Origin of the sequence: Candidatus Protochlamydia naegleriophila (genome assembly GCF_001499655.1) — a bacterium.
GTDB lineage: Bacteria > Chlamydiota > Chlamydiia > Chlamydiales > Parachlamydiaceae > Protochlamydia > Protochlamydia naegleriophila.
On sequence record NZ_LN879502.1, the window covers coordinates 1,810,040 to 1,836,171 of the forward strand.

General features: G+C 42.3%; 18 protein-coding genes. 8 read left to right on the forward strand and 10 right to left on the reverse strand.

The window, feature by feature from the left end:
* Positions 1-256: 256 nt before the first annotated feature.
* A complete protein-coding gene (locus PNK_RS07600) occupies positions 257-1,417 on the reverse strand; it encodes a hypothetical protein (protein WP_032124254.1) in 1,161 nt (386 codons plus the stop codon).
* Between the two features lie 20 nt (positions 1,418-1,437).
* Complete coding sequence (gene trmB, locus PNK_RS07605; RefSeq protein ID WP_032124253.1) at positions 1,438-2,115, reverse strand: tRNA (guanosine(46)-N7)-methyltransferase TrmB; 678 nt, start codon at positions 2,113-2,115, stop codon at positions 1,438-1,440.
* 78 nt (positions 2,116-2,193) lie between these two features.
* On the opposite strand from trmB, the gene PNK_RS07610 reads away from it, so the two are divergent.
* On the forward strand, positions 2,194-3,084 hold the full coding sequence (locus PNK_RS07610; protein WP_032124418.1) for a methionyl aminopeptidase: 891 nt from the start codon (positions 2,194-2,196) through the stop codon (positions 3,082-3,084).
* 158 nt (positions 3,085-3,242) lie between these two features.
* On the opposite strand, the gene PNK_RS07615 is transcribed toward PNK_RS07610, so the two are convergent.
* The 7 genes from PNK_RS07615 to PNK_RS07650 all read right to left on the reverse strand — a co-directional run bounded on the left by PNK_RS07615 (position 3,243) and on the right by PNK_RS07650 (position 14,136).
* Positions 3,243-6,317 carry a coiled-coil domain-containing protein gene (locus PNK_RS07615; protein ID WP_059061293.1) on the reverse strand — a complete coding sequence of 1,025 codons (3,075 nt, stop codon included), beginning with the start codon at positions 6,315-6,317 and terminating at the stop codon, positions 3,243-3,245.
* A gap of 553 nt (positions 6,318-6,870) precedes the next feature.
* Positions 6,871-7,482, reverse strand: a complete 612-nt coding sequence (locus PNK_RS07625) for an exopolysaccharide biosynthesis protein (protein ID WP_032124250.1) — start codon at positions 7,480-7,482, stop codon at positions 6,871-6,873.
* 22 nt (positions 7,483-7,504) lie between these two features.
* Complete coding sequence (locus PNK_RS13905) at positions 7,505-8,746, reverse strand: SpoIIE family protein phosphatase (protein ID WP_079992862.1); 1,242 nt, start codon at positions 8,744-8,746, stop codon at positions 7,505-7,507.
* 217 nt (positions 8,747-8,963) lie between these two features.
* Positions 8,964-11,747, reverse strand: a complete 2,784-nt coding sequence (locus PNK_RS07635) for a hybrid sensor histidine kinase/response regulator (RefSeq protein WP_197560200.1) — start codon at positions 11,745-11,747, stop codon at positions 8,964-8,966.
* Positions 11,744-12,343 carry a chemotaxis protein CheW gene (locus PNK_RS07640; protein ID WP_158021746.1) on the reverse strand — a complete coding sequence of 200 codons (600 nt, stop codon included), beginning with the start codon at positions 12,341-12,343 and terminating at the stop codon, positions 11,744-11,746. The genes PNK_RS07635 and PNK_RS07640 overlap by 4 nt, the downstream gene beginning before the upstream one ends.
* An 88-nt stretch (positions 12,344-12,431) precedes the next feature.
* A complete protein-coding gene (locus tag PNK_RS07645) occupies positions 12,432-13,574 on the reverse strand; it encodes a CheR family methyltransferase (RefSeq protein ID WP_059061298.1) in 1,143 nt (380 codons plus the stop codon).
* A gap of 97 nt (positions 13,575-13,671) precedes the next feature.
* Complete coding sequence (locus PNK_RS07650; protein ID WP_051981715.1) at positions 13,672-14,136, reverse strand: chemotaxis protein CheW; 465 nt, start codon at positions 14,134-14,136, stop codon at positions 13,672-13,674.
* A 306-nt stretch (positions 14,137-14,442) separates the two neighbouring features.
* On the opposite strand from PNK_RS07650, the gene PNK_RS07655 reads away from it, so the two are divergent.
* Positions 14,443-15,564 carry a hypothetical protein gene (locus PNK_RS07655; RefSeq protein ID WP_032124248.1) on the forward strand — a complete coding sequence of 374 codons (1,122 nt, stop codon included), beginning with the start codon at positions 14,443-14,445 and terminating at the stop codon, positions 15,562-15,564.
* 259 nt (positions 15,565-15,823) lie between these two features.
* On the opposite strand, the gene PNK_RS07660 is transcribed toward PNK_RS07655, so the two are convergent.
* Complete coding sequence (locus PNK_RS07660; protein ID WP_032124247.1) at positions 15,824-16,054, reverse strand: hypothetical protein; 231 nt, start codon at positions 16,052-16,054, stop codon at positions 15,824-15,826.
* Between the two features lie 510 nt (positions 16,055-16,564).
* Between PNK_RS07660 and PNK_RS07665 the strand changes: the two genes are divergently transcribed.
* Genes PNK_RS07665 through PNK_RS07690 form a run of 6 tightly spaced genes read left to right on the forward strand, consistent with a single transcriptional unit; the run spans position 16,565 to position 26,104 of the window.
* A complete protein-coding gene (locus PNK_RS07665) occupies positions 16,565-17,809 on the forward strand; it encodes a hydrolase (protein ID WP_032124246.1) in 1,245 nt (414 codons plus the stop codon).
* Positions 17,802-19,196 carry an aminotransferase class III-fold pyridoxal phosphate-dependent enzyme gene (locus tag PNK_RS07670; protein ID WP_059061300.1) on the forward strand — a complete coding sequence of 465 codons (1,395 nt, stop codon included), beginning with the start codon at positions 17,802-17,804 and terminating at the stop codon, positions 19,194-19,196. Before PNK_RS07665 ends, PNK_RS07670 begins: the two co-directional genes overlap by 8 nt.
* Positions 19,193-20,209 (forward strand): arginine N-succinyltransferase, encoded by a 1,017-nt coding sequence (locus tag PNK_RS07675; RefSeq protein ID WP_051981713.1) that lies wholly within the window; start codon positions 19,193-19,195, stop codon positions 20,207-20,209. Before PNK_RS07670 ends, PNK_RS07675 begins: the two co-directional genes overlap by 4 nt.
* Before the next feature lie 57 nt (positions 20,210-20,266).
* Complete coding sequence (gene astD, locus PNK_RS07680) at positions 20,267-21,766, forward strand: succinylglutamate-semialdehyde dehydrogenase (RefSeq protein WP_059061301.1); 1,500 nt, start codon at positions 20,267-20,269, stop codon at positions 21,764-21,766.
* 39 nt (positions 21,767-21,805) lie between these two features.
* Entirely contained in the window at positions 21,806-23,182 is a 1,377-nt protein-coding gene (gene astB / locus PNK_RS07685; RefSeq protein ID WP_059061302.1) for an N-succinylarginine dihydrolase, read from the forward strand.
* A 45-nt stretch (positions 23,183-23,227) separates the two neighbouring features.
* Positions 23,228-26,104: an FAD-binding and (Fe-S)-binding domain-containing protein gene (locus PNK_RS07690; protein WP_059061303.1), complete on the forward strand. Its 2,877-nt coding sequence runs from the start codon at positions 23,228-23,230 to the stop codon at positions 26,102-26,104.
* Positions 26,105-26,132 lie beyond the last annotated feature (28 nt).

Genomic DNA, 26,132 nt, shown 5'->3' on the forward strand with positions numbered 1-26,132 from the left:
ATAAAAACATGAAATAGAATTAATTGCTGCTACCCTTTTACAATCAACAACTAAGGATTTTCTGCAAAATACTAGAAAAAATACAGCAACAACTGATACGAGCGAACATTAACTTAAGTCTTGAATATTTATGCTGCGAGAGGGAGGCCTCTAATGAGTTTTAGAGGGTCGGCTTATATAAAGCCCGCCGTAACGAGCCTTTCAGGCAAGAAACGGGGGCTAAAGGCTCTAAAGCAAAGAAAAAATAGAAGAACGGCTAGGCATTGCTTTGCATAAATTCTGCAAATGACTCTTCATAAGCTAAGCCAAGCAGATGTCCAACCGAAAGCACTGTTCCTCCAGCCGCACAGAAACCTTGCAGCTTGCGCTTGCCTTGTACAGATAGGCCAGTAGGGGTGTATACAAGATAATCCAACCCATCCCATTCGGTAATCAGGTGGTTTTCAGCAATGATACGAAAAGGAATCCCTGCTTGTAAAAGCTGTACAAGCGCTTCTTCTAATCCTTCAAATTGGCCTGGTCGGCACATAGTCATTGAAGGAAGGCACACGCCAACTTTTATCTCTTGCTGAACAGCCTGATTAGATGGAACCTCTTGACCGCTATATCCGAGAGGACTCATATGCGATTGCCATCCCCACGCTTGAATAGGAAGGGTCGCCCCATTCAATGCCAAATTTAAATGTTCAAATCTTTCTGCATGGAGTAACTGGGCTTGCCATAGAGGATTCGAAATAAAGACACTTACGTTCAAAAACAAATAGACGGGCAAAGTATCTGGCAAGCGCGATGCCAATAATGAGAGATACTCTAAAGACACATCTCGACAAAACAGCCTTACAAGCTGCGTCCCTGCTTCACTCTGCAGAAGATCCGTAACTTCCAGCTGAGCAAATGAGGAATGCTTCACGCTTATTTCACTCGCAAATTGCGCCTCATCAACAAAAACATGGCTTAGCCACTGCCTTAAATTGGCAACCTGTGACTCATCCCACCGAAAGCCCAGGCTAAAATCAGCGCTTCCACGGTAAATGGACACTCCAATTGTTTTAGACTTAAATTCTTTCCATAAAGAATCTCTAAAATGCTCGAGTGAAAGCGCTAGAGATAAATATTGAGTCTGATTAGTAAGCGCAAAAGGAAGCTGTTCGAATAAACCGATATCAATATCCCAGAAGATCCCATATCCGCATTCAACAGCTTTTTGAGCCTCTTCCTTCGCTTTTTTCCAAGTCAAATCAGCCTGTAGGCGTCCATCAAGATAAATCGTCACTGTATTGAAAGGAGTGTGCAAAGATGGCTCCATGGTACCTTCGAAAACCACTGGAATGAAAGGCTTGCCTGCCAAAGTGTAATGAGGACTATTCCACACGAGTGCATCGATATCATCATGTGCTTGTACTTGTTCTTCTTGCATGTGCGCTCAAAATAAAAAAATTAAAGTTTCCGAAAAACGTGATAACGAATCATTTTTCCTTTTTCCCGCCATAATTCCTCAAAATAAGAAGAACCATAGCCTGAATATTCAGAAACAAAATAAGGGGCTTCAAAAACAGACTCAAAACCCGGATTCTGACACATGACCTCTATCATGATCTCTGAATAGGCCTCATCATCGGTCACAAGGGTAAATGTTTTCCCTTGTTTCAAAATGCGGTGAACTTCTTGAACAAAGGCAGGATGCACAATGCGGTGCTTTGCATGCCTCTTTTTTGGCCATGGATCGGGAAAATTGATAAAGGCCGCATCCACGCTTTCACTTGGAAAAAAAGATTGCGTAGCCTTATATCCTTCGCCGCAAACCACTAATAAATTGTTCAATTCATGATTTTTAATTTTAGACCAGATCTTGCGGGCACGCTCAAACTTACGCTCAATCGCTACCCAGTTGCAATGCAGTTCCTGTTGAGCCTTGTCGGCAATCCAAGCTCCGTTACCACTGCAATACTCAACATATACGGGTTGATCTTGAGAAAACGTCTGCTCATGCTTCCAACCAGGAAATTCAAACTGCTTGTCTGAAAGGTGCTGGTCTGGTACGTACCAAACACGGTCTTCAATAATAATTTGTCTTTGTTCCCATCTAAAAGGAGATTTTAAGTCTGCTGGCTTCATAAAAAAATAAAACTTAATTGATTTAACCAAATGATTGAATTAGTATATAGAATCACAGATTTGAAAGGAACGGTTATGATCGGAAGAAATGATGCTTGTTGGTGCGGAAGTGGTCAAAAATGGAAGAAATGTCATTTTCCTCAAATAGAACCTCAAACTCACAAATCAAAATCATCACTGGACATTCGTCGGGAGTATTTTCGGCAACACCACATCATCATTAAAGATGAGAAACAAATAGTTGGTATCCGCGCGGCCAGCCAATTAGCTGCCCATATTTTAGACGCGACCTGTGCGATGGCAAAAGCGGGAGTTTCGACGCAAGAACTCAATGAGTTCGCTCATCGCCTTCATAAAGAAGCCGGTGCCCTGCCAGCTCCCCTGCATTATGGCAATCCCCCTTTCCCCAAGAGCATCTGCACCTCATTAAATGAAGTCATTTGCCACGGAATTCCCAATCACACTCCGCTGAAAGAGGGAGATATCCTGAATATCGATGTCACAAGCATTTTAAACGGCTATTATGGCGACTGCAGCCGCATGGTCACGATTGGTGCAATTTCAGCCGAAAAGCAGCTGGTCACTGATGTTTCATACGAATGCCTCATGAGGGCAATCGCTATCTTAAAACCTGGCATTCCCGTCTCTCAAATTGGCGACACCATTGAAAGTTACGCAACTTCACAAAATTGTTCCGTCGTCAATCAATTTGTGGGACATGGAGTCGGAGTTGAATTTCACGAAGGTCCACAGGTTCCCCATAACCGCAATCAGAACTCCATTTTACTAGTTCCCGGTATGACATTTACCATTGAACCGATGATCAATGCCGGCGTTCGCGAAGCCATCATCGATCCAATTGACCACTGGACAGCGCGCACAAAAGATGGTAAAGCCAGCGCGCAATGGGAACATACTTTGCTCATTACAGATGACGCATATGAGATCTTGACCCCGTGGAAGCGGTAAAGCAGGAATGCTAACGTGCGCGAAATGTTAATAGTGTATACGGGCCTAGATTGCCACCCCGTAAGAACAGCCGACCTTAAAACCCGTTAGACGACTTTGAAGCGAGGTAAGGCGATAAGTCAAATACTTACCCAATCCTCGCCTTAAAGCCGGTGCTTTTATGAACGAGCCAATAGTTCTTGGATCAACTCCGACATTGCATCCAGCTCTTGTTCGTAATCTTGAATGACCTTTTCATATTCATAGCTCATGCGCTCTAAATCTTTATGCAATAATCTTTCCTCATCCCCAATCGCAAATTTTTGCTGCTCTTCATATCCTTTTTGGAGACTAAGTAACTCTTCTTGCGTATAGAATAATTCTTTACGAGTCTCATCTAAAACGGCTGATTTTACTTTAAATTGCTCTTTGAGTTGCAGGTACAGCCCTTCCGCTTTTCGAGTCTGGACCATAGCTTCTGAAACTTTATTTTGATCATGCATCGCTTGATTAAGCTGTGCTTTGTAATTGCTTATTTCTGATCTGGTCTGAGACAGTTCACTCTCAAGTTTCTGTTTATCTTCCTGGATAACCTCTAGTTTACCCTGCGCATCAACAGCTCTTTCAAGCTCTTCCTGGCAGGCATTTAGCTTGGATTTCACTTGGCTCAGTTCACTCTCAAGTTTCTGTTTATCTTCCTGGATAACCTCTAGCTTACTCTGCGCATCAACAGCTCTTTCAAGCTCTTCCTGGCAGGCATTTAGCTTGGATTTGACTTGGTTCAGTTCGCTCTCAAGTTTCTGTTTATCTTCCTGGATAACCTCTAGTTTACCCTGCGCGTCAACAGACCTTTCAAGTTCTTCTTGGCAGGCATTTAGCTTGAATTTGACTTGGCTCAGTTCACTCTCAAGTTTCTGTTTATCTTCCTGGATAACCTCTAGCTTACTCTGCGCATCAACAGCTCTCTCAAGCTCTTCCTGGCAGGCACTCAGCTTGGATTTCACTTGGTTCAGTTCGCTCTCAAGTTTCTGTTTATCTTCCTGGATAACCTCTAGCCTACTCTGCGCATCAACAGACCTTTCAAGCTCCTCTTGGCAATCAATCAGCTTCGATTTGAATTGGTTCAGTTCACTCTCAAGCTTTTGCTTGCTTTCCTCGATAGCCTCTAGCTTACTCTGCGCTTCAACAGACCTTTCGAGTTCCTCTTGGCAGGTAGCCAGCTGGGATTTGATCTCTGTCAATTCTTTTTCAAGTCTGTGTTCGAGCATATCTTGATTTTCATGCGCAAGCTCCAGCTCATCTTGGCAAGCACTAAGTTTAGTCCTCACTTGAGTCAATTCTTGCTCTAGTTTTTGTTTGTTTTCTTGGATGAGTTCCAATTTAGCCTGACTTTCGTGCGCTGACTCTAACTCTTCCTCACAGACACTCAACTTAGCCTTCAACTCTGCCAATTCTTTTTCAAACCTATGCTCGAGCATATCCTGATTCTCTTGCGCGAATTCAAGCTTATCTTGGCAAGTTTTTAAGTTTGCTCTAGCTTCCATCAGTTCTTGCTCAAGTTTCAGCTTGCTCTCTTCAATATGTGCAAGTTTTAGGTAGTCCTCAAGAGCTTGCTGTAATTCATCTTCAGAAGTCGTCAATTGTAGCTTTACTTGAGTCAATGCCAATTCAAGCTGCTGGTTTGTTTCTTCAAGCAATTTTAGTTGCTGCTGACTACTTTGCATGACTTCGCATTGCGCGTGATAATTGACAAGCTGCGAATTCAAACGCTCTAATTCGCTTTCAAGCGAATGTTTTTCCTCATCGATTAATTTTGCTTGCTCTAGCTGGGACTGCATAGCACATTCATATTCAGCAATTGCCTCATTTGCCTTTGCAGCCACTATCTTTAAGCCTTCCAGTTCTTGGTCTTTGCGAGCAATAACATCTTGCTGATGAGAAAACAGAGAGAGATTTTTCTGCAAATCGTGACTCAATTTATCTAACTGGCTATGCAATTGATGCTGCTGCGCTAAATGGCGTTGATGCAACCCTTGCTTTTCCTGTTCAAATTGCTCTTCCATCTTCTGAAGACGGCTCTTTAGTTCTTCACAATAGTGCTTATTAGACTCTTCCTGTAAAAGTTGCTCCTCTAAAGCCTTCTTATTCTGTTGAAGAACTTGAATCTCTTTTTCTTTGCTTTCCCAATTCTTTTCCAATCTTTCTATTTTCTCTATCTGAGCTTGAATTGTGGCGAGATTTTGACCCTCACTAGATTTGACCGTATCGCACTCTTTTTTAACCTCTTCAAATAGCCTCTTAGCGTCATCATATTGCTGTTGAATTTGACTTAAATGCAATTGTAGAAGATTTTTCTCCTCTTCCAGAGCCTCTAATTGCTCTTGTTGCTTGTGAACAAGGTATTGCTTTTCCTCTACACTTTGATTGTAACGGCTTTGATCTGATAAATAGTTTGCTTCGCGCTCTTGCAGAATCGCAAAATCTTGCAAAAGTTTTTCCTGATCGAATTGAAGGCCAGCTAACTGAACTGTAAGAATGTTTTTTTCTTGCTCTAGCTTGACAACATCCTCTTTAAGCTTTAAGCCGCTTTTCTCAGATTCACTATTAATCAGAGTCTGAACTGTCATTTCAGCCTCTTCTAGTTTCTCATGCAGCTGAGCGACCTGTTGTTTTTTATAAAAGAGCTCTTGTAAAAGCTGGTCATGTTGACTGTGGAGTAAAATGAGTTCTTCTTTGGATAGCTGCATGAGCTTATAAAAGGTTTGCTTCTCTTCCTGCGTCTGTGCAACATCTTGCGTGAGGGCTGTAACCTGCCCTTGGATGTGCTCTTTTTCTAAGAACCAGCCATGCTCCATGCCTTTCATTTTTTCATCTAAACGCAGAAAATTGTCTAAACGACTCTGCGACTCTAACTGAAGCTTATCAACTAACCCTTCTACCTCTTCTAGCGATAGCGTTAAAATAATAAATGAAAAAGCCATAGCTAAAGCCATTCCAACGTGCCAAAAACGCTCATCCAAGTCTATTGTTTGATAACCGATAATAGAAAGAGAGAAAAGACATGTTAAAGCCGTGGCCATGCCTTTCATCTTCCATTTAACACAAAGAGGAATCCCGACAAGGCCACTCAGAGGGAAATACCAGTGTGTCGATACTTTAAAAAGCAAAACGGCTACTGATAAAAGAATTAAAAATGGCCCAAGCAGCGACCAAAACTGAACCTGACTTTCAACTCTTTTTTCTAAAACGTTCACAATCGTATTCCTCGATAAGAGATCTGTATTTGGAATTTTTTATTTCGAAAATTCACACTCAGGCATTTTTTAAATAACAGAGTTAACTCTAAAACTTGCCTATCTGCCTGAAATTTAAGAATGTTATACAAAAAAACCGCTTCTAACACTAGCTCATTCACTATTCGACTTCTTTCGAACTTCATTTGGTTATTAAAATTGCCTTTTTTTACACTTTAATCACCAAATTTTTCAATCAAAGCAAGACCAGAAGAAGCTTATTGTCTGCAAAACAATCCTTCAAATGAATTGCAAGCAGATCACAATTCAGATTAAATGAAACACAGGCAGGTCGTTCAACTCCTTGAATAGACAGAAATGCTCGCTCTATTTTATCTCAATTTGAGCAGATCTGTAGGAAATCGCAACCTCTTGCTTATTCACCACCCTCTTTTTTACGTAAAGTGAGTATATAAAAAGAAAAGAAAAAACAGAACGATGTTTTGGAATTAAAGCTTCTTTTTTTGGTAAATGTTATTTCTGTAAAATCTATTTTATACAATTATTCCATTCATTATTGGAATAAAGAGGCCAATCCTTCTTTGCCTAGCCAAATCAATAAGGCGAGAACAAAAAAACATAAAAGGCTCAGTCCATAAGCCACTAAAATGGCCATCCCGTCATCTTCTAAGATGGCCAGGCCAAATATGGCTAGAGGATAGGCCGCTAAAATATTACTTAATGGAATAGGCAAAGGCAAGGCAAGAACAAATCCTAACAGCGTAATTGTTAAGCCATGCATGATTTGCAAGATGGGATTTTTCACAAGATGAGAAAATCTTGCATAGACAAAATACCGCAACTTATCAGTTATCTTAATTGAAACAGACACAATCTTTTCTAAGTGGTGATAGGAAATCTTTTTATCCAAGATGTATTTTGGAAGCCAAATGCGATTGCCAAATGCAATCCTCGTCCCTATAAATGCCAGAATAATTCCAAATGGAGTTGAAAAACCAGGAATCTGAATCGGTTGACAAAAAGGCAAACTTAAAAGAATCAACAATGCCGCCTGCCCTTTTTTTCCAAGCCCCTTTAAAAGGGTCTCCAACGAAACATCTTTGCCCTGAGCCGCGTCTAAAAGCGCTCTCATCGAGTAAGCAAATGCATTGATTCTCTGCTTCATTTTTTTCCGAGTCTTTAATATCTCATTTTGATTGTTTGTCTGCATGACCATTTTCAAAGGTGATTTTTATGATAGACACATCATCTACAAATTCTTTTTTTCCTTGCAAATTTTGAATTTCTGCAATAATCCAATTCAACTCTGTTTTTTCCTGATGAGATCCTATGAGTGAAATAAATTCCTGCAGTTCTAACATGCTGCCATTAATTTTACTGATTTCATAAATCCCATCACTGTAAATGTACAAAACATTATAAGGTTTGATTTGAATCGACCCATTTTGAAAATCGACTTCAGGAAGCACTCCGATCACAACGCCCGGTGTTTTGAGCTCATACAATTGCGCTTCGCGGGCAATATCCCCCGTAATTAAAAGTGCTGGAGGATGTCCGCCACACGCATAGACCAGTTGATGCGTGTGCTTATCATAAACGCCATACCAAATTGTAAAAAACATATTATTATGTTCTTCCATTTGAAAGGCGGTATTAAGAGCCTCCAAAACGGAACTCGGATCTTTGAAATCAGCTTTCGGCAAATTTTGAGAACGAAGCAAATTGGCAACAGAAATGGACAGTAAAGCAGCTCCCACTCCATGCCCGCATACGTCCAAAAGATAAATAGCAAAGTAGCGGTCGTCCAGCCAATGATAGCCAAATGCATCCCCCCCAAGCTGGGTTGAAGGAATAAAACGCCATTCAGCCACAATCGTGTTGTGTAAAGGCTCTGGCAATAATGACCTTACATATGCAGCCGCTTCCGCCAATTCCGCGGACAAGACCTGCTGGCTTTCCTCGATCTTTTTATAAGCCTCATCGCGCTCTAATAAACGAATGTATCCTTTTGAGTGATAACGAATGCGAGCAATCAACTCAAGTTTATCCGGCAACTTGACGATGTAATCATTTCCCCCTAATGCAAAAACCTCGGCCTTTACCCTAGGATCTTCTTTCGTTGATAAAACTATGATGGGAATATCTTTAGTGGCTGGATTCGCGCGGAAGTATTTAACCAAAAGCAATCCATCGCACCCTGGCATGACTAAATCCTGTAAAATAACCGTGGGCTTGACTTCGCTTGCAACCTCCAATGCTTTCGTAGGATCTGAGCAATAATGGAAATCGATGTCTGTCTGATCGGCTAGTTGGCGCTTAATAGCTTCTGCAATGATTGCTTGATCATCAATTAAAAGCACTCTAACTGAATAAGAGCGACGAGGGGAAAACAAATGGGTTGAAACGGATAATGTGGGATTATAAGCCATACAGACCTGTTGCCGTAAGAATCGCTTTTTTTATTCATTGGACTTTCAAAACTTCATTTGGTTGTTAAAATGGCTATTTTTTGCACTTTGATTACCAAATTTCCGCAAACCTCTATACGCTCTCAAAGTAATGATCAACCTGCTCAAAAATCTTCAATTTTTTCAATCAAAGTCAGTGTCTAATGCATTTATTCTGGTTCATAGCACATCAACCGATTTATGGCTTCCCAATTAAATCGTAAACAGCTGCTAGCAATGTGGCGTCATGAAAACTGCTTTTAGTCAAATAATAGTCTGCTCCAGCTTCCAACCCCATCAAACGATCAGTCTCTCCTTCTTTATAGGACACTATCATCACGGGAATATCACTTAAGTGCGGGTCATTCTTAATCGCTCTCACCAGATCGATTCCATTCATGCGTGGCATATCGATGTCGGTAATGACAAGATCATAATGGCCAACCCGCACAGCATTCCATCCATCGATACCATTGACAGCCGTTTCCACTTCATAGCCTTGGTTTTTTAAAAGACGGCATTCAACCTCTCTAACTGTAATGGAGTCGTCTACCACTAAAACGCGCTTAGCTATGCGATCAGGCGGCAATTCTTTAGTGTAAGAAATTTTTGCCACCCCGGCTCCCGAAAGCAGCAAATCAATAGAGTGCACAATCTCATCTACGTCGATAATTAAGACAGGGCTTCCATCTTCCATTAGAGCCCCTGCACTAATATCTGAGACCTTTCCTAAACGGGCATCCAACTCTTGTACGACCAACTCTTTCTCGCCAATCAAACGATCCACAACAAGTCCGTAAGAATTGGTCCGCTCGCTTAAAATAATGACAGGCAACAGATTCAAGGTTAGTTGGGGTTCAGCTAACTCCAATACTTGCCAAGCAGAGACTAAACCGATATTTTGGTTTTCATATCTGAAATATTGTTTATTTTCTGCCATTTCAATTTGATCGCGATTGATGAGGAGAGCCTGATCAATGCGTGCTAGAGGAAAAGCATAGGCCTCGCCAGAGATTTCCACCAAAAGAGCGCGGATGACAGATAAGGTCAAAGGCAGCTGCAGATTAAAGCTCGTTCCTTTGCCAGGCATTAAAGTCGTTTTGACAATCCCTCCAACCTCTTGCACCGCACTTCTGACAATATTGAGTCCAATCCCCCTTCCTGAGATTTCAGTCACTTCTTTAGCAGTCGAAAAACCTGGTAGAAAAAGAAAGTCGATGACCTCACTTTCTGATAAACGCTTGGCCATCTCAGAACTAGTAAAATTTTTCTCTACTATTCTTTTGCGCAACTCCTCCACATCTATCCCGCGCCCATCATCTGAAACGGTAATCCCAAGCATTCCTCCACGATGATAGGCTTTCAACTTAATCAATCCCTCCGTTGGCTTCTCTTTTTTTTGCCTCTCTTGAGGTGATTCAATCCCATGATCGATGGCATTTCGTAAAAGATGGCTCAGCGGGGCTTCCAGTTTTTCTAAAATGTCCCGATCGACCAAAGTCGATAATCCCTCGATCTCTAACCTTACGCGTTTGTCAAGCTGCCTTGCCAAATCACGAACCATGCGCGGAAAAGTTTCGACACCATCTGAAAATGGACGTAGGCGACTATTAATGACCTCTTGATAAAGGCGGTCTGATAAATTAGCATGCCGTCTTATAAAAGAATCCAACTCCCCTAAATTCTCAGTAAGCAGCTGACGACTCTCATTAAATCGATGCTGCAGATCGGTTAAATACTGCCACATCCTTTCATCCAGCCTGCTGTCTGCTAAGCCACCTCGGAAACCATCTAGTAAATTTGCAATCTCAATTTGCTCTTTCTTAAGCTTTTGCAGATTATCCCAAAAAGGATACAGCCATCTCGATTCTACAAGTGATTCACCGGCAAGCCCCATCAAACGATTTAAATTCTGAGCCGTTACGCGGAGTACCCTCTCTTCCGAAAATCCTGTTTGAAAAGGCTTAATAGACTCGCTTTTCTTCATCTCTTTCAATGGATAGGGCACAGTACTCGATCCTATACTTTCTTTTCCTTTCCCCTCAAATGCACTTACCAATGCAACTGCGCCTCGAGCGTTGACCGGCTCTTGCTTTTGAATCTCTTCAAGCTCTTTTATTTTCTTTTCAATAAGTGGAAGCTGTCCCTTTAACCAATTATGAATGTCAGACGATCGAATGCGAGACAAATTGGACAATAGATCAACCATTTGCAAGAGCGTGTCAATCATATGCACAGGTAAAGCTTTTTGATTAGCTTGAATACTAACAAAACAATCTTCCATTGAATGAGCCATTTTTACGATCGAGGGAAGAGAGACAACACGTGCAGCACCTTTAATAGAATGCGCGGCACGCATCAATTCTTCTAATAGAATTGGATCTTCATTCTGCTCCAGCTCAATCAATCCACGATTGAGCACCCTAGATTGGGTTTCCACCTCAATGCGAAATAAGTCAAACATCGCATCATCAATCACAAAATCTGGATTTTCGCTCTCCAGCTCTTCTACAATAAGCTCCTCTTTGACATTTGCGGCTGGTGAAATAGCTAATAAAGAGGAGAGTTTTTGATGGAGTTCCGCGAGAAGCTCTTGCTTTTCCTGTAGGAAAAAACTAAGGTGATCAGGCTCTATGCAAGACAGATCAGCCAATAGCTGAACTATTTTAACGCATAGTTCTTGTCCACTAGCTGTTTTTATAACCCGTTGATCAAGCAACGCTTGTGCATAAAGTTCTAACGTTTGAGCAGCTTCTACTACTTGCTGTAACTTGACTATGTGAGCTGCCTGTTTGATTGTCCGCGCTGTTTGAGCCCACTCTTTCAAAGGCTGATCTAATTGAGGATTCTCTTCAAATAATTGCAAGTCCAATCGAATGCTATCACTTTGCTCTCTCAGCTCCTTTAAAAATAAAGCGATCAAAGCTTCATCAATTTTTACAGGCAAGGGCTCTCCAGAAGAAATATCAGTGGTTTCTTTCACTGCACCCCTCTCTTCAAACTATAAAAAATCAGTTCTTCGTCTAAGAGACCAATACTTTTATTTTTAATAGTCATGATGCCTTTCAAGTAATTTGACGCTGACTTTGAAACATTGACTGGAGCATTTTCCAGCATGGCTACATGCCATAAATGAATGCCTTCGACCTCATCTACGGGAAATACCCAAAGCTCTTTATTTTGCGCAATCGCAATCATCCTGTCATCATGTGAAGCATGATGACTGCGCGACATCGAATACTCAATCCCTAGCAATTCATTAAGTGCAACACATAGCTGAAGCTCGCCATCCACATTCACAACCCCCAAAAGAAATTTTTGTGCCCGGTGCGGAATGCAGTGAATCTGCCGGCGAAGAATGACTGATTTAAAAACACTTGTTTTCATTGCAAGCCATTCATGAGCCAAACGAAAAACGACGACAGATATAGTATCGCTCTTTTGCTCAACACTTAGAGGCTTCTGGATTGCTTGCGTCAATGTTTGTAAATATTCTTCAGATGGGCGCCTATCTAAAAGATTTTCCTTCCGCTCTTTTTCTGGCCTATGCATCATTAGATCATCTTGTTTTTCTAGCACAGTTACTCCACCTTTAGAAGGCATTGACAAATCATTTCGTTATTTCCTCACCTTATAAATCTCCCGGACAAAAAACAAAGCCTGCCTCCTATATCTTAAAGGCTCTTTGAGCTCTCCTCCGAAACAGTTCAGCCTGATTAAAATCTCCTTTTTTTTCGGAGAGGAGAGTCAAATAAATTAGAGCCTCATAGTGAGAAGGTTCTAAATAAACAACTTTTCGAAAAAATTCTTCAGCTTTTGCTTCATCTCCCATAGCGTGTTGAATGAGTCCTAGCAAATAGTAGACCGTCTCGTTTGCTCCATGCTTATAAATGTAATTTAAACAACATGTTACTGCCTCATCAAAATCGCCACTGTCGGCTAATTTTTTCGCCTTTTCCAAAAGAGTTGATTTTTCAGGCACAGTCAAAGAAGCTGTTAAGCTCTGTGCAAGGTTTTGAATAGGTAAAAAGGGATCTTCTTTAGAATTAGTCAGCTTATCCATTTCTGAAAAAGTCTGGTCTAGCAGTAGCTGGGAAGTAAATTGTTCGATCGACGGAGCCAATACTGCTGTTTCTTGAGCAAATGCATAAGCCTTTGGATAATGAATGGGGACAAATCCACCATTCTGAGCTAATTGAGTTTCTGCTGGCCCAACAATCAATATCCCATCGGGGGCTAGCAGCGAACGTATCAATCGAAACGCTCTTGCCTGCCCTTTTTCGCTCAGATAAATAAGTAAATTGCGACAGAAAATAAAATGGTAGGAACCAAAACCGAAAGAGTCTGCCTTTTCATCCATCACGTTGTGATAATAAAAATGCACTTGCTCCTTTATAATTGAGTCGATCGCATATCCATCCCCATTCTTCTTAAAATAAAAGTCTCGATACCCCAGCTCTCTGCCGCGAAACGACTTTTTACCGTATACCCCTTTTTGAGCCGTGAGTAAACTTTTTTGGCTGACGTCTGCCGCGTCTATGACAAACCGGAAAGGAATGACACCATCATCAAATAAGGCCATAACAATCGAATAGGGCTCTTCTCCAGTCGAACAAGGCAAGCTCAAAATTTTGATTAACGGATGCGAATTCTGACGTACTGCTCTGACTAAAAAATCGAGAGAGCCTTTATCACGGAAAAACCACGTTTCAGGAACAACAACGAGTTCGACTAGCTCCTGACATTCTCCACTTGAAGAAACTAATCTTTCATAGTACTCTTTATGGGTGCCTAAGTTGCATAGATTCATTCTCTCCTTTATAACCCATTCCCAAACACTATCAGTGATCCTGTTGGGCTTTAAACCCATTTTGTTTTCAATATATCGAATAATGCAATGGAAAAAATTAGGGTTGCCCATCATCTCCACTCTGTATAGCCGGAAAAAAATCCACAGATAAGAATTTGAAAAACTCTGCCACGTCGAGTTTTTGAATAATCCCATTCTGATCGTTATAAAAGCCGCTTAAATAAGGAAAATGGCTTAAATAGAATCCGGTTTCCGAAAATTGGCTCGCCTTTACATTGGCAATATCAATTACTTTCTCTCCCATTATCCCCACATATAAGGCGTCATGCGGCGCTTTAATCAATATGATCCTGGTGTGAAAGGCTTCACATGCTTCTCTTTGCTCAATTAGATGGCAAAAGTTAACAATGGGAATGGGCTTTCCCTCCCAATTCAATAAACCCGCTAAATAAGGAGGAGCGTAAGGCATTTTCTTTAAAAAAACACGAGGGATAATCTTCACAATGCATTGATTATCAACTGCATACCTATTTTCACCAACATAAAATAATAACATTGACATAGCTACGATCATTTAAATTCAAGACCTTAGCAGATCTCGAGTCTGTTTGCCTATTTTTTTGTATGACTGAACCTTAGCACAATTCTAATTTGTTAATTTATTTTTTGATATGCTATTTATAAACTCACCCTTAGCAAAAGAGGTAAAAGCCGAACGGATGTTTCAAATTCCAAAGCAACAGAAGGCTCGTTCTCTGATTGCAGCACCCCATTTGTTCTTTTTGAAAATGGAAATATCCCGTTTGCTCATCACTTTTTAAAATCGTTCGGGTTATGAAATCTCAGCGAGGTCAAAAGGAGGAACTTTATGACTACAATGAATTCACGGCGTTGGTATTTAATAGCGTATTTGCTAATCACTTCATTTTTCTCTCCCTATTTAAGCGGACAAGAAAAGCTCTTTGTTCCCTTCGATGATCGTAGCTGGCAAATTGGCTTCCAAGAATATGCAGATGAGCAGTCAATTGTAGAAATGATTCTAAAAGGCGAAGACATACTCAGCTGGAAAGAACTATTTACTGTCCAAAAATTTGATGGAATCGGCATCTCCGCATCAGACTTTGCTAAAAATCTTGAAGAAGCTTTCAAAGAGCATCTGACAAACTATCAAGACTTAATCCTCAATCAATTTGAACCCGCCAACCTCAACATTTTTGAAAGCTCATTCGTACTCAAAGAAGAGAGTAAATCTAAAACGCAAAATATTGCTTACGACGAATACAATTTAGGACGTGTTTTAAAAGGACAGACAGCTATTTATTATGTACGCTACTCTGCAAAGGACAGAGAAACTTTTGAGAAAAATAAACAAGCCTGGCATGACCGCTTCAAACAAATGTACTTGGCAAAAGAAGCCCACCCAGATCAACAAGGGCAATGGTTCACATTTACAGATGAAGGAGTCTTCCAAGGCGACAAAAAGCTGGCTTATGAATCTAACAATCGAGTCGTCACAAATGAAGAGGCAGGCTTTAGCCTCTCGCTCCCAAAAGAATGGCTTGTAGAGGATCAAGAAACCCAAGAAACGAACTTTGATGATCAGTATCCTTACACGATTTCGCTTATTTTTTCAGATCCCCATAGCGACCTTTATGGAGGTGTAGCCTTTCATGAAAAAGAAGCCCGCCTCACAAATGAGCTTAAAGCACTTTTACGCAAAAGATATGTTTCTCTTTACAAATCACACGCCGACAAGGCCAAATTAGTTGGAAAGGGGCAATTGCAAACAGTATTGGGAAAAAGAGGCATTTATCTTACCATCACCGATCAAGATGAAATGGGATGGATCGCTTTCTTTGAAGATCAGCATAACGTCTATCGCCTCGAACTCTGGGGACCAAAAAAGAGCTATAGCTTTATCAAAGCCAACTTCGATAAACTCATCGCCAATTTCCAAATGCTCGAGAAATCATCACGTGCGCAACCATAAGCCATATAGGGGCTAAAGGCCCCTTAAAGCCTTATCTGTGGCCATTATCATTCAAAAAGAAACATCGGTTTACCGAAATAAGCAGAAGGCTTCGCCTTCAATCAAACATCTATGAACCAGACATGCGTGGAATCGTTAGTCAAAAAATAAAACATTTCGGTCCCGACAAATGGGCTGATCAGAGACACAGATTTTAAGTTAAGGGCAAGAACTTTCGCATTGCCCCAAAGCTAATTCACAGATTTTTGTGCGAATGCGACTACTTTACTAGCCGAATCGATGGTGTAGTGGAATCCAGACAATCTTCTTCTTGATCCATATAAAATTGAGCCCCCTGAAGAAGATAAGAAGCCAGTGTTGCATCTCCTTGATAAGTCATCTCAACCTGCATATTTCCATCTTCCGATAGCTCTCCGCAGGTAATCAGCACATAGCAGGCAGGATTTTTTTCTAAAACCTCTTGCAAATGCTTTCGACCTCTATTGTTCATATTGCTCCTAACTTAATTTAATCGATTAAGAGAGTGTCTTGAAACTTTAGGTATGGCACTTTATCGCTCAATTTTGCGGCCTATACACAAAACACCTGGAAAATAGGCTTTCACATCCTCTAAAAACCAATTCTTCAGGTGTTTTATCTACAATGCCAAATTGAGCAAACGTTCATCTCATCCTGGGTTTTAAGACCCACCCGAGCAGCTGACTTAATCTTCCGAAGCAAAAAATGGTTCAGAAAACATTCAGGGAGGAAAAACAAGCAACTCCTTGGCAGTTGTCACATTAGCGGATACGATAATTTATTACCAAGGCAAACTTGTTCTGGATGGATATTCTTTTTACCCCTCCTTCGTGACTCAAATTTTATCTTTTCTCTTTATTATAAATAATTTTTAAACGATTAATAATGATGGTTACACAAGCACTAACTGAGAAATCCTTTTTGGTTTGTCTGAAAATTCAAAGTCTTTTGAGAGAATTTGAGAGAAAATGTGAGCTGAACTATGAATGTTTCCATCCAGGCCTTCATTCCTTACCTAAAGTGGATTGACAGTCAGGCTTCCTACCTACACCACCTTGTTAGAGCATGGTCTAACATCAATACATTTTCCTACAATACCGAGGGATTGGCAACCCTATTAAGTACTTTAAAGCGGGACTTTTTGGGCTTAGAAGGCAATATGCACCTTATTTCACTCCCTCCTCGCCAAATTATTGGAGCTAAAGGAGAGCTAAGAGAACAAATGCTTGGACAAGCTTTGCGAATCAAAAAACGCCCTCACGCACCTATTCAAATCCTGCTTGCGGGTCATATGGACACCGTCTACCCCCCATCCAGCCCTTTTCAAATCGTACGTGAAAAGGACCATCAAACATGGATTGGACCGGGTGTAACCGATATGAAAGGAGGCTTAGCCATTTTACTCGTGACTCTAGCAGCTTTAGAACGTTCCCCGTATGCAGATCAAATTGGATGGGAAGTACTCATCAATCCAGACGAAGAAATTGGTTCACCAGGTTCAGCCTATTTATTCGAAGAAGCTGCGAGACGCAATCACATCGGCCTCATTTTCGAACCCTCATTTCCAGATGGCGCATTCGTCAGCTCACGTAAGGGATCAGCAACCTATAGCATAACCGTCAAAGGACGCTCTGCTCACGTTGGACGCAATTTTTCAGAAGGGCGCCATGCTATCTATGCCCTATCCCAATTCATTCAAAAAGTAGAGCTGCTGAATAAACCAGATGAAGGAGTCATTGTCAATGTGGGCTACGTCGAGGGCGGCGGCCCGGTCAACATCGTTCCCGATTTTGCTGCCTGCCGCTTAAATATGAGAACCTCGAACGCCGACGATATTTTATTCTTGCAGCGCACCCTTCAAGACATTGCCTCACTTTGCCAGCAAAAAGAGGGAATCCAGCTCTCCATTATCAATGAAACAGAGCGCATGCCAAAGCCGCTTACTCAAAATCTGCAAGTTTTATTTGAATTGTACGCTGACTGCGCTCACGACTTGCATATTCCCTTCCAGTTAAGAGAAACAGGCGGTGTCTGCGATGGCAATATCACCTCTGGAGCAGGCCTGCCGACTATGGATTCAATTGGTGCAGTTGGCGGCTGCATCCACACCCATGAAGAATACTTATTTCTGCCAAGCTTAGTCGAGCGCACCAAACTCGCAAGCTTATTTTTATTCAAACTTGCAACGAAAGAACTCATCATTCAACGGGAGCCGCATCATGGCTGAAAAACCTAAGCTAGCTTCTCAGCTATTTAAAAATGACCCTCGCATTGACGAGGCAAAAAGGCTTGTTTTAGAAGCTTTAAAAGATCATCAAGCGTCTTTGACCCAGATTCGTCCGCCTCAAAAAGAAGCCGCTCAAAACTACAAGGACATGCTAGACGCATTCAATGAATTGCGCGGGGCCCCCCTCTATTTTCCGTACCTTGGAAGCGGATTTGGAAAAGGAGCTCTCGTCGAATTGCTGGACGGCAGTGTAAAATATGATATGATTAGCGGCATCGGCCCCCACTACTGGGGTCATAGCCATCCTGACATCATAACTGTAGCTATTGAAGCAGCCCTCAATGATACAGTCATGCAGGGGCATTTGCAGCAAGGGACAGAAGCTTTTCAATTTTCCAAAATACTTGTTGAAGCCTCTGGAATGGATCACTGCTTTTTATCTTCTTCTGGCGCCATGGCCAATGAAAATGCCCTCAAACTCGCTTTTCAAAAGAAATTTCCAGCCAACCGCGTACTGGCCTTTGAAAAGTGCTTCATGGGACGGACAACAACGCTTTCACAAGTCACGGACAAACCCTCTTTCCGGGAAGGACTTCCTCAATCGATTGCAGTTGATTATGTGCCCTTCTACCGCGAAGAAGAGCCTGAAGAGAGCACCAAGCAGGCTGTGCAAACCTTAAGACGACACCTGGCTCGCTACCCCAAGCAGCATGCCGTCATGTGTTTTGAACTGGTGCAGGGCGAAGGGGGCTTTCATTGCGGAACAACTCATTTTTTTAAAGCCTTGATGACTGTCTTAAAAGAGCATGACATTACAATCTTTGTCGATGAGGTCCAAACATTTGGCAGAACAACCCAGTTATTTGCCTATCGCCATTTTGAACTGGAAGAATTTGTCGACTTAGTTTCCATTGGCAAGTTGTCACAAGTCTGCGCTACCCTTTTTAAATCAAATTTTAAGCCCAAAGCTGGCCTTCTGAGTCAAACCTTCACAAGCAGTACCGTAGCCATGCAAGTAGGGCTTGCAATTGTTGATCATCTACTCACCGGCCGCTACTTCGGCCCTGACGGTAAAATTGCACATATCCACACTCTCTTCGTCGAAGGATTTGAAAGGCTTCAAAAAACGTATCCGGGCTCAGTTCAAGGCCCTTATGGCATAGGAAGCATGCTAGCTTTTACCCCTTTCGACGGAAATATACAAAGAGTTACGCAGTTTATCCAAGATTTGTTTCAAGCAGGTGTAATCAGCTTCATTGCAGGGAGCAATCCAGCACGAGTAAGATTCTTAATTCCCGTCGGTGCGATTACAGTAAAAGATATTGAACATGTAATGGACATTATAGAAGCTGTGATCAAAATGAATAGGGATGCGCGTATACCATGATTGTCATTCGACCAATCACAAAATCTGATTTAAAAGTATTTGCAGAATTCTCGTTCGAATCCTTGCTCGGCATGACAAACCTGCCAAGGGACCGGGACAAGTTGCATGATAAAATGACCTTATCCGAGCTGTCCTTCCAAAAACAAGTTGAAAAACCAGGAGGCGAAGAGTACTTCTTTGTGCTCGAGGATTTGACTACCGGCCGTATTGGCGGAACCTGCGGCATCCTGTCCCAAAACAATGCAAGACGTAACTACTTGTACCGAATCGAAAGCCTTCCTTTAGATGCTAAACACATCTCTTCCCCTAAAGAAATAAAAATTCTAAGAGCCATCTATAGTTCGCTTGCAGCCTCAGAAGTCTGCTCTCTATATCTACAGCCAACTTTTAGACATAGTGGACAGGGACGCTTGCTCTCATTAAGCCGCTTTCTTTTCATAGCCGCCCATCGCCATCGATTCGAAAAAAAAATCACTGCTGAAATGCGCGGCTACATCGATCAGCGCCAAATTTCTCCTTTTTGGGAAGCCGTAGGAGGTCATTTTTGCAATCTTTCATTTGTTGAAGTCATGGCTCAGCTAGACCAGGATCGGACATTCATTTCAGAGATTTTACCTAAGTTTCCAATCTATCTATCCTTACTTCCCAAAGAGGCTCAAGAAGTCATTGGCAAAACCCATGAAAATACAAAACCAGCCATCAACATGTTAATGCAAGAAGGCTTTGCCTTTAATAATGAAATTGATATTTTCGACGGAGGCCCCTTACTAGTCGCTCCGACAAGTAGCATCCGGACTATCAAAAATAGCGCCCTTACTCAAATAGCGATCACTTCCGACGCTTTATCAGAAGAAGCAGAGTATATCTTAGCCAATGATAGGCTTGATTTTAGAGCATGTTTTGGGAGAATGCAAATTCTCTCAAAACATCAAGCCCTGATCAACGAAGAGGTTGCAAATGCTCTACTCGTTAAAGCTGGAGACTCTATTCGTTATATATCGATACACCCATGAATTCTCCAAGGGGTGTCTTAAAAAGATCTGACAGAATACAACGCAAGGCATTTGAATATGCAAGAACATCCAAGCCTTTTTACAAATCATCGCTGGTCTATCGGAGAAGGCCTTCCCTTTGCCTCCATCAATCCAGCTACAGGAGCAATTGTTTGGCAAGGTAATGAAACAAGCGAAAGGCAAGTCTATGAGGCCGTTCAAAACGCAAAGCAAGCGTTTGAAAAATGGTCTGGTTTAACAATGGATGAACGATCGCAACATCTAGATCACTTCGGCGAAATACTCAAACAAAATGCCATGCAGCTTGCAGAAGCCATTTCACAAGAAACGGGAAAGCCTTTATGGGACTCTAGAAATGAAGTCTCCGCCATGATTAATAAAATTGGCCTATCCTTAGAAGCTTATGGAAGACGTTGCGCAGGAATGATTCGAGAGCAGCCTCAATCAAGATCTATAACAAGGCACCGACCACACGGAGTCGTGGCAGTATTCGGCCCTTTCAACTTTCCAGGACACCTGCCAGGTGGACATATCATTCCAGCCCTTCTGGCTGGCAATACTGTTGTTTTCAAACCAAGCGAACTCACGCCGCTTGTCGCAGAGATTACCCTCTCTTTTTGGGAAAAGGCCAATTTACCGGCGGGAGTACTCAATTTGGTTCAAGGAGGAAAAGAAACAGGGCAAGCCCTCGTACACCACCCAGATATTCAAGGAGTATTTTTTACCGGAAGCTACAAGACTGGACTCTTTCTATCCAATTACTTCGGCAATTACCCGCAAAAAATCCTGGCTTTGGAGATGGGCGGCAACAACCCCCTTATTGTCAGTCAAATTACCGACCTTGAAACAGCCGCCTATTTAACAATCCAGTCTGCATATCTCTCAAGTGGGCAGCGCTGCACATGTGCAAGGCGCTTAATCGTCCCTGCTGGCAAAATCGGTGACGAATTCCTCAATACTTTACAAGAAATGATTAAAACAATCGTTGTTGGCCCTTATACGCAAATTCCCGAACCATTTATGGGCCCCGTCATTTCTACACAACAAGCCAAGTATTTGCTAGAAGCCCAGCAAAACCTTATAGATAAAGGCGGCAGGCCTATTCTTGAAATGGCTGCTATTCAACCAGGAACAGCCTTTTTATCGCCTGGCTTAATGGACGTCTCAGATATAGCAGAGCGCCCGGATGAAGAAATTTTTGGTCCTTTTTTACAAATCATTCGCGTCAGAAACTTTCATGAGGCAGTCAAAGAAGCGAATCAAACTAAATTTGGATTGGCAGCGGGGCTATTTAGCGATCAACAAGAAGAATATAATTATTTCTACAAAAACATAAGGGCAGGAATCATCAACTGGAATACTCAGCTGACAGGAGCCAGCAGCGCCGCCCCCTTCGGTGGCATTGGTTGTAGCGGTAATTTCAGGCCAAGCGCTTATTACGCTGCTGATTATTGCTCTTACCCAGTAGCCTCTTTGGAAACGCCAACTTTGAAAATGCCAAGCATTACACAGCCAGGCCTGAAAGCCAAAACTGAACAACCCAAAATGACTTATTAAATCGCCAATGAAATCGCAACATACATGGACAAGGCAAACATGCTAGATCAAGTAGACGAAATTAATTTTGACGGAATAATCGGACCCACACATAACTACAGCGGACTTTCTTTTGGAAATATAGCTTCCATGGACCATGGCCATTTAACCTCGAATCCCAAAAAAGCAGCCTTGCAAGGACTTGAAAAGATGCGCACGCTTGCATCGCTTGGAATCAAACAAGCTGTTCTACCTCCGCAAGAGCGTCCCTTTATTCCAATTTTGCGAGCGTTAGGATATACAGGGTCTGACACAGCTCTTCTTCAACAAGTTTGGAAAGATCACCCATCCCTTCTCCTTTCCTGCAGCTCGTCAGCAAGCATGTGGACTGCTAATGCTGCTACAGTAACTCCATCGAGCGATTCCAACGATAAACGCGTTCACTTTACTCCAGCCAACCTTATAAGCAAATTTCATCGCTCCTTTGAAGCGCCTGGCACCTCGTTCATCTTGCGCCGCATTTTTGAAAATCCAGCCTACTTTGCCCACCACTTTCCTCTGCCCGCTCAAGATGACTTTGCAGACGAAGGCGCTGCCAATCATACACGCTTTTGCAAACGGCATGATCAGCCAGGAACCCACTTATTCGTCTATGGACGCAAGATTCAAAATCCTCAAGCTGCGTTCCCCAAAAAATTCCCAGTACGGCAAACAGATGAGGCTTCAAAGGCCATTGCTCGTACCCACCACTTGTCTCCCAATCAAGTCATCTTTGCGCAACAAAATCCAGAGGCAATCGATGCAGGCGTTTTTCATAACGATGTCATTTCTGTCGGCAATCAAAATGTTTTCCTCTACCACGAAAAAGCATTTGTAGATTCCGAATCTGTAGCTTCGCAGATAAAACGATTACTGGAAGAGCAACAAACAGACGCACACCTACTGCGCATCTCAAGCGACCAGCTTTCCTTGGAAGAAGCAGTTAAAACCTATTTTTTCAATTCCCAACTCATCACCCTGCCCAATCAAACCATGGCTCTCATTGCACCGCAAGAATGCCAAGAATCCGACTCTGCCCGCAAACTTATCCAATCCATCCTCGATCAATCGAATCACCCCATTAAACAAGTGATTTATCAAGATATTCGCGAAAGCATGCAAAATGGGGGAGGCCCGGCATGTTTAAGGCTAAGAGTTGTCTTAAATCAAAAAGAACAAACCTCTATGCTGTCTTCGATTTTACTAACAGACCACCTCTACAACCAACTCGTTCAGTGGATTAATAAATATTACCGCGATCGTTTAATCCCCGAAGACCTCATCGATCCTCAGCTATTAAATGAGAGCAGGCAAGCATTAGATGCATTAACCGGCATTTTAAAAGTGGGTCCGATTTATCCTTTTCAATTGCAGCATTTAAACTCTCCTCCAAATTAAAGCCTCTACAATGAAATCAAAGAGTAGAAACTTAAGGCGTGACTGATGAACAAATTCCAGGAAGAACTAAAAGGCAATATTGAAGGATCTGTTCACTTTGATCCAATTTCACGACGCGTTTACAGCGTGGATGCCTCCATTTTTGAAGTAGAACCCCAAGTCATTATTATCCCAAATTCCAAGAAAGACCTGCAAAAAGCGCTTGAAATTGCCCACTACTTTAAAGTTCCCGTAACCGCCAGAGGCGCCGCTACAGGAATCACAGGGGGATGCCTTGGAAGAGGAGCAATTATTGACCTCTCCAAGTCCTTAAATAAGCTTATTGAAATCAATCAGGAACATCAATATGCCATTTGTGAACCGGGTCTTATTCAAGACGAACTCAATCACCAGCTTTCCACCTATGGCTTAAGGCTTGGCCCCGATACGTCGACTGGTAATCGAGCCACCTTAGGAGGTATGCTCGCCAATAATGCAGCAGGATCTCGGTCGCTGCACTATGGAAAAATGGTTGATGCTGTCGAAGAAGTCGAAATTGCTTTAGCTAATGGCGAACTACTCCATTTAAGCCCTTTGACAGAGCCTGAATGGCAAGTTAAATTGTGCCTGGCCTCGAAAGAGGGAGATATATATCGGGAAGTCGAACGCATTCGAAGAACCTATCGACAAGAAATAATAAAGCGCTTTCCAAATATTCCCAGGCGTGTTTCCGGCTATAATTTGGATGAACTCATCAAACCTTATCCGCTTAATCTAGCAAAGCTGATAGCCGGATCTGAAGGAACACTTGGCATTGCTACTCAAATTAAAATGACTGTCGTGCCAAAAATTCAGGCATCTTCCCTTTGCCTCATTTTTTTCGATGACCTTTTAGATGCCCTGAAGCAAGTGCCAGAGCTTTTAATTCATAAACCGGTTGCCCTAGAATTAATTGACGATCAAATCATTGAGCTTGGAAGAGCGTCACCATCTTTACGTGGACAAATGGATTGGCTCCAGGGAAACCCCAAAGCATTACTAATCATTGAAATCGCCGGTGCCAATGAACAACAAACTCAAGAAAAGTCTCAAATGATTCTGTCTCATGCGCAAAATAAAAAAATGGGCTATACGCAGGTTATTCTATCAGCCCCATCTCAAATGGCAAAGGTTTGGACATTGCGCAAAGCGGGACTTGGCATTTTGCTATCCAAGCGCACCTATAGCCGAGCCATTGCATTTTTAGAAGACATTTCTGTTAGTCCCAATCGCTTAGCGGATTTTATGTCCCGGTTCTGCAAATATTTAGAGCGCAAAGGAAAATCAGCAGGGATTTATGGTCATGTAGGCTCCGGCTGCATGCACATCCGCCCCTATATTGACCTGCAAGACCCTAAAGAATTTGTACTCATGCGGCAGATGATGCGGGATATTGCTGTATTGCTGCTTGAGTTTGATGGATCCTTAAGCGGAGAACATGGTGATGGACTCATTCGCTCCTGGCTAAACCCGCTCATGTTCGGCGATCAGCTCATGCAAGCCTTTAAAGATCTAAAAACCGCATTCGATCCCAGCCATTTACTCAACCCAGGAAAAATTATTCCACTTCCTCCTGAATTTGAAGAGCTGCGCACCCAACCCGGCCAAACACTCGTCGAACCAACCACTTTTTTAAACTTCAAAGCAGAAGGCGGATTCGCACTCGCAGCCGATCTCTGCAACGGCAACGGCCTTTGCCGTAAAAAAGAAAACGTCATGTGCCCCTCCTTTCAGGCTACCAACGAAGAGTTTCACTCCACCCGGGCCCGTGCACAGACCCTGCGGTCTATCATTCATAGCCGGCTGCCCCTAAAGGACTTTACGAGTCAAGGGCTGCATAATGTGATGGATTTATGCCTATCCTGTAAAGGATGCAAGACTGAGTGCCCTTCTCAAGTCGATATGGCTAAAATGAAATCTGAATTTCTCTTTCACTTTCAAGAAGAGAATGGTTACTCCTTAAGAAGCCGCTTATTCAGCTCCATTGGCCTCATCAACAAATGGACAGTCCCATTTGCCCCCCTGTTTAATATCCTAAGCAAACTAGCATGGGTAAAAAAAGGATTAGAACGGCTAGGCATATCCTCAAAAAGAACCCTTCCTCCTTTATCTAAAAAGCGGTTTTCTGATTGGTTTAAGGCTTTTCCGCAGCCTTCTCATCTGAAAGAAAGCGTCATCTTGTTCAATGACACTTTCAATGAATTCAATCATCCGGAAGTTGGCCAAGCTGCCGTTTATATCTTAAATGCGCTAGGATACAAAGTCATTGTTCCGCAATGGAAATGCTGCGGCAGGCCAGCCTTAACCAAAGGAGTGCTTAAACAAGCCCGTGAACAAGCGCATACCTTACTTTCCCAACTTGGACCGCTCGCAATGGATGGAATTCCCATCATTGGATTAGAGCCAAGCTGCATACTAACCATAAAAGATGACTATTCAAGCCTCCTGCCCGAAGAAGATCCCTTTTTCCCCTTGGCAGAAACGATTATAGCATCTTGCATAACATTGGACGAATTCCTAGCACAGCTGGTGCAAAAAAATCAGTTTCATCTCCCCTTCAATGAGTCTAAAAAAAAGGTTAAAGTCCATGGTCATTGTCATCAAAAGGCTCTCGTTGGAATGGAACCAACCTTAATCGTTTTGAAAGCAATTCCCGGATTTGAAGTTACCGAAATTCCCTCAGGATGCTGCGGCATGGCAGGATCTTTTGGATATGAACTGGAACACTATGCCATTTCAATGCAAATTGGAGAACTGCGACTCTTTCCAGCAATTCGGGAAAGCCATCCTGATACTGAAATAGTCGCCAATGGAATGTCGTGCCGTCATCAAATTTTTGATGGGACTAATCGCACAGCGAAGCATCTGGCAGAAATCATTTATCAGCATATGATTACATCATAAGTTCCAATTGTTTCATTTTTTGCGAATA

Bases quoted from the DNA above. Each gene is read 5' to 3' on its own strand.
- PNK_RS07660 (WP_032124247.1), bottom strand. From the start codon at position 16,054: ATGAACAATAGAGGTCGAAAGCATTTGCAAGAGGTTTTAGAAAAAAAT.
- PNK_RS07655 (WP_032124248.1), top strand. From the start codon at position 14,443: ATGACTACAATGAATTCACGGCGTTGGTATTTAATAGCGTATTTGCTA.
- PNK_RS07645 (WP_059061298.1), bottom strand. From the start codon at position 13,574: ATGAATCTATGCAACTTAGGCACCCATAAAGAGTACTATGAAAGATTA.
- PNK_RS07600 (WP_032124254.1), bottom strand. From the start codon at position 1,417: ATGCAAGAAGAACAAGTACAAGCACATGATGATATCGATGCACTCGTG.
- PNK_RS07665 (WP_032124246.1), top strand. From the start codon at position 16,565: ATGAATGTTTCCATCCAGGCCTTCATTCCTTACCTAAAGTGGATTGAC.
- astB (WP_059061302.1), top strand. From the start codon at position 21,806: ATGCTAGATCAAGTAGACGAAATTAATTTTGACGGAATAATCGGACCC.
- PNK_RS07670 (WP_059061300.1), top strand. From the start codon at position 17,802: ATGGCTGAAAAACCTAAGCTAGCTTCTCAGCTATTTAAAAATGACCCT.
- PNK_RS07650 (WP_051981715.1), bottom strand. From the start codon at position 14,136: ATGTCAATGTTATTATTTTATGTTGGTGAAAATAGGTATGCAGTTGAT.
- PNK_RS13905 (WP_079992862.1), bottom strand. From the start codon at position 8,746: ATGGCTTATAATCCCACATTATCCGTTTCAACCCATTTGTTTTCCCCT.
- PNK_RS07675 (WP_051981713.1), top strand. From the start codon at position 19,193: ATGATTGTCATTCGACCAATCACAAAATCTGATTTAAAAGTATTTGCA.
- PNK_RS07625 (WP_032124250.1), bottom strand. From the start codon at position 7,482: ATGAAGCAGAGAATCAATGCATTTGCTTACTCGATGAGAGCGCTTTTA.
- astD (WP_059061301.1), top strand. From the start codon at position 20,267: ATGCAAGAACATCCAAGCCTTTTTACAAATCATCGCTGGTCTATCGGA.
- PNK_RS07690 (WP_059061303.1), top strand. From the start codon at position 23,228: ATGAACAAATTCCAGGAAGAACTAAAAGGCAATATTGAAGGATCTGTT.
- trmB (WP_032124253.1), bottom strand. From the start codon at position 2,115: ATGAAGCCAGCAGACTTAAAATCTCCTTTTAGATGGGAACAAAGACAA.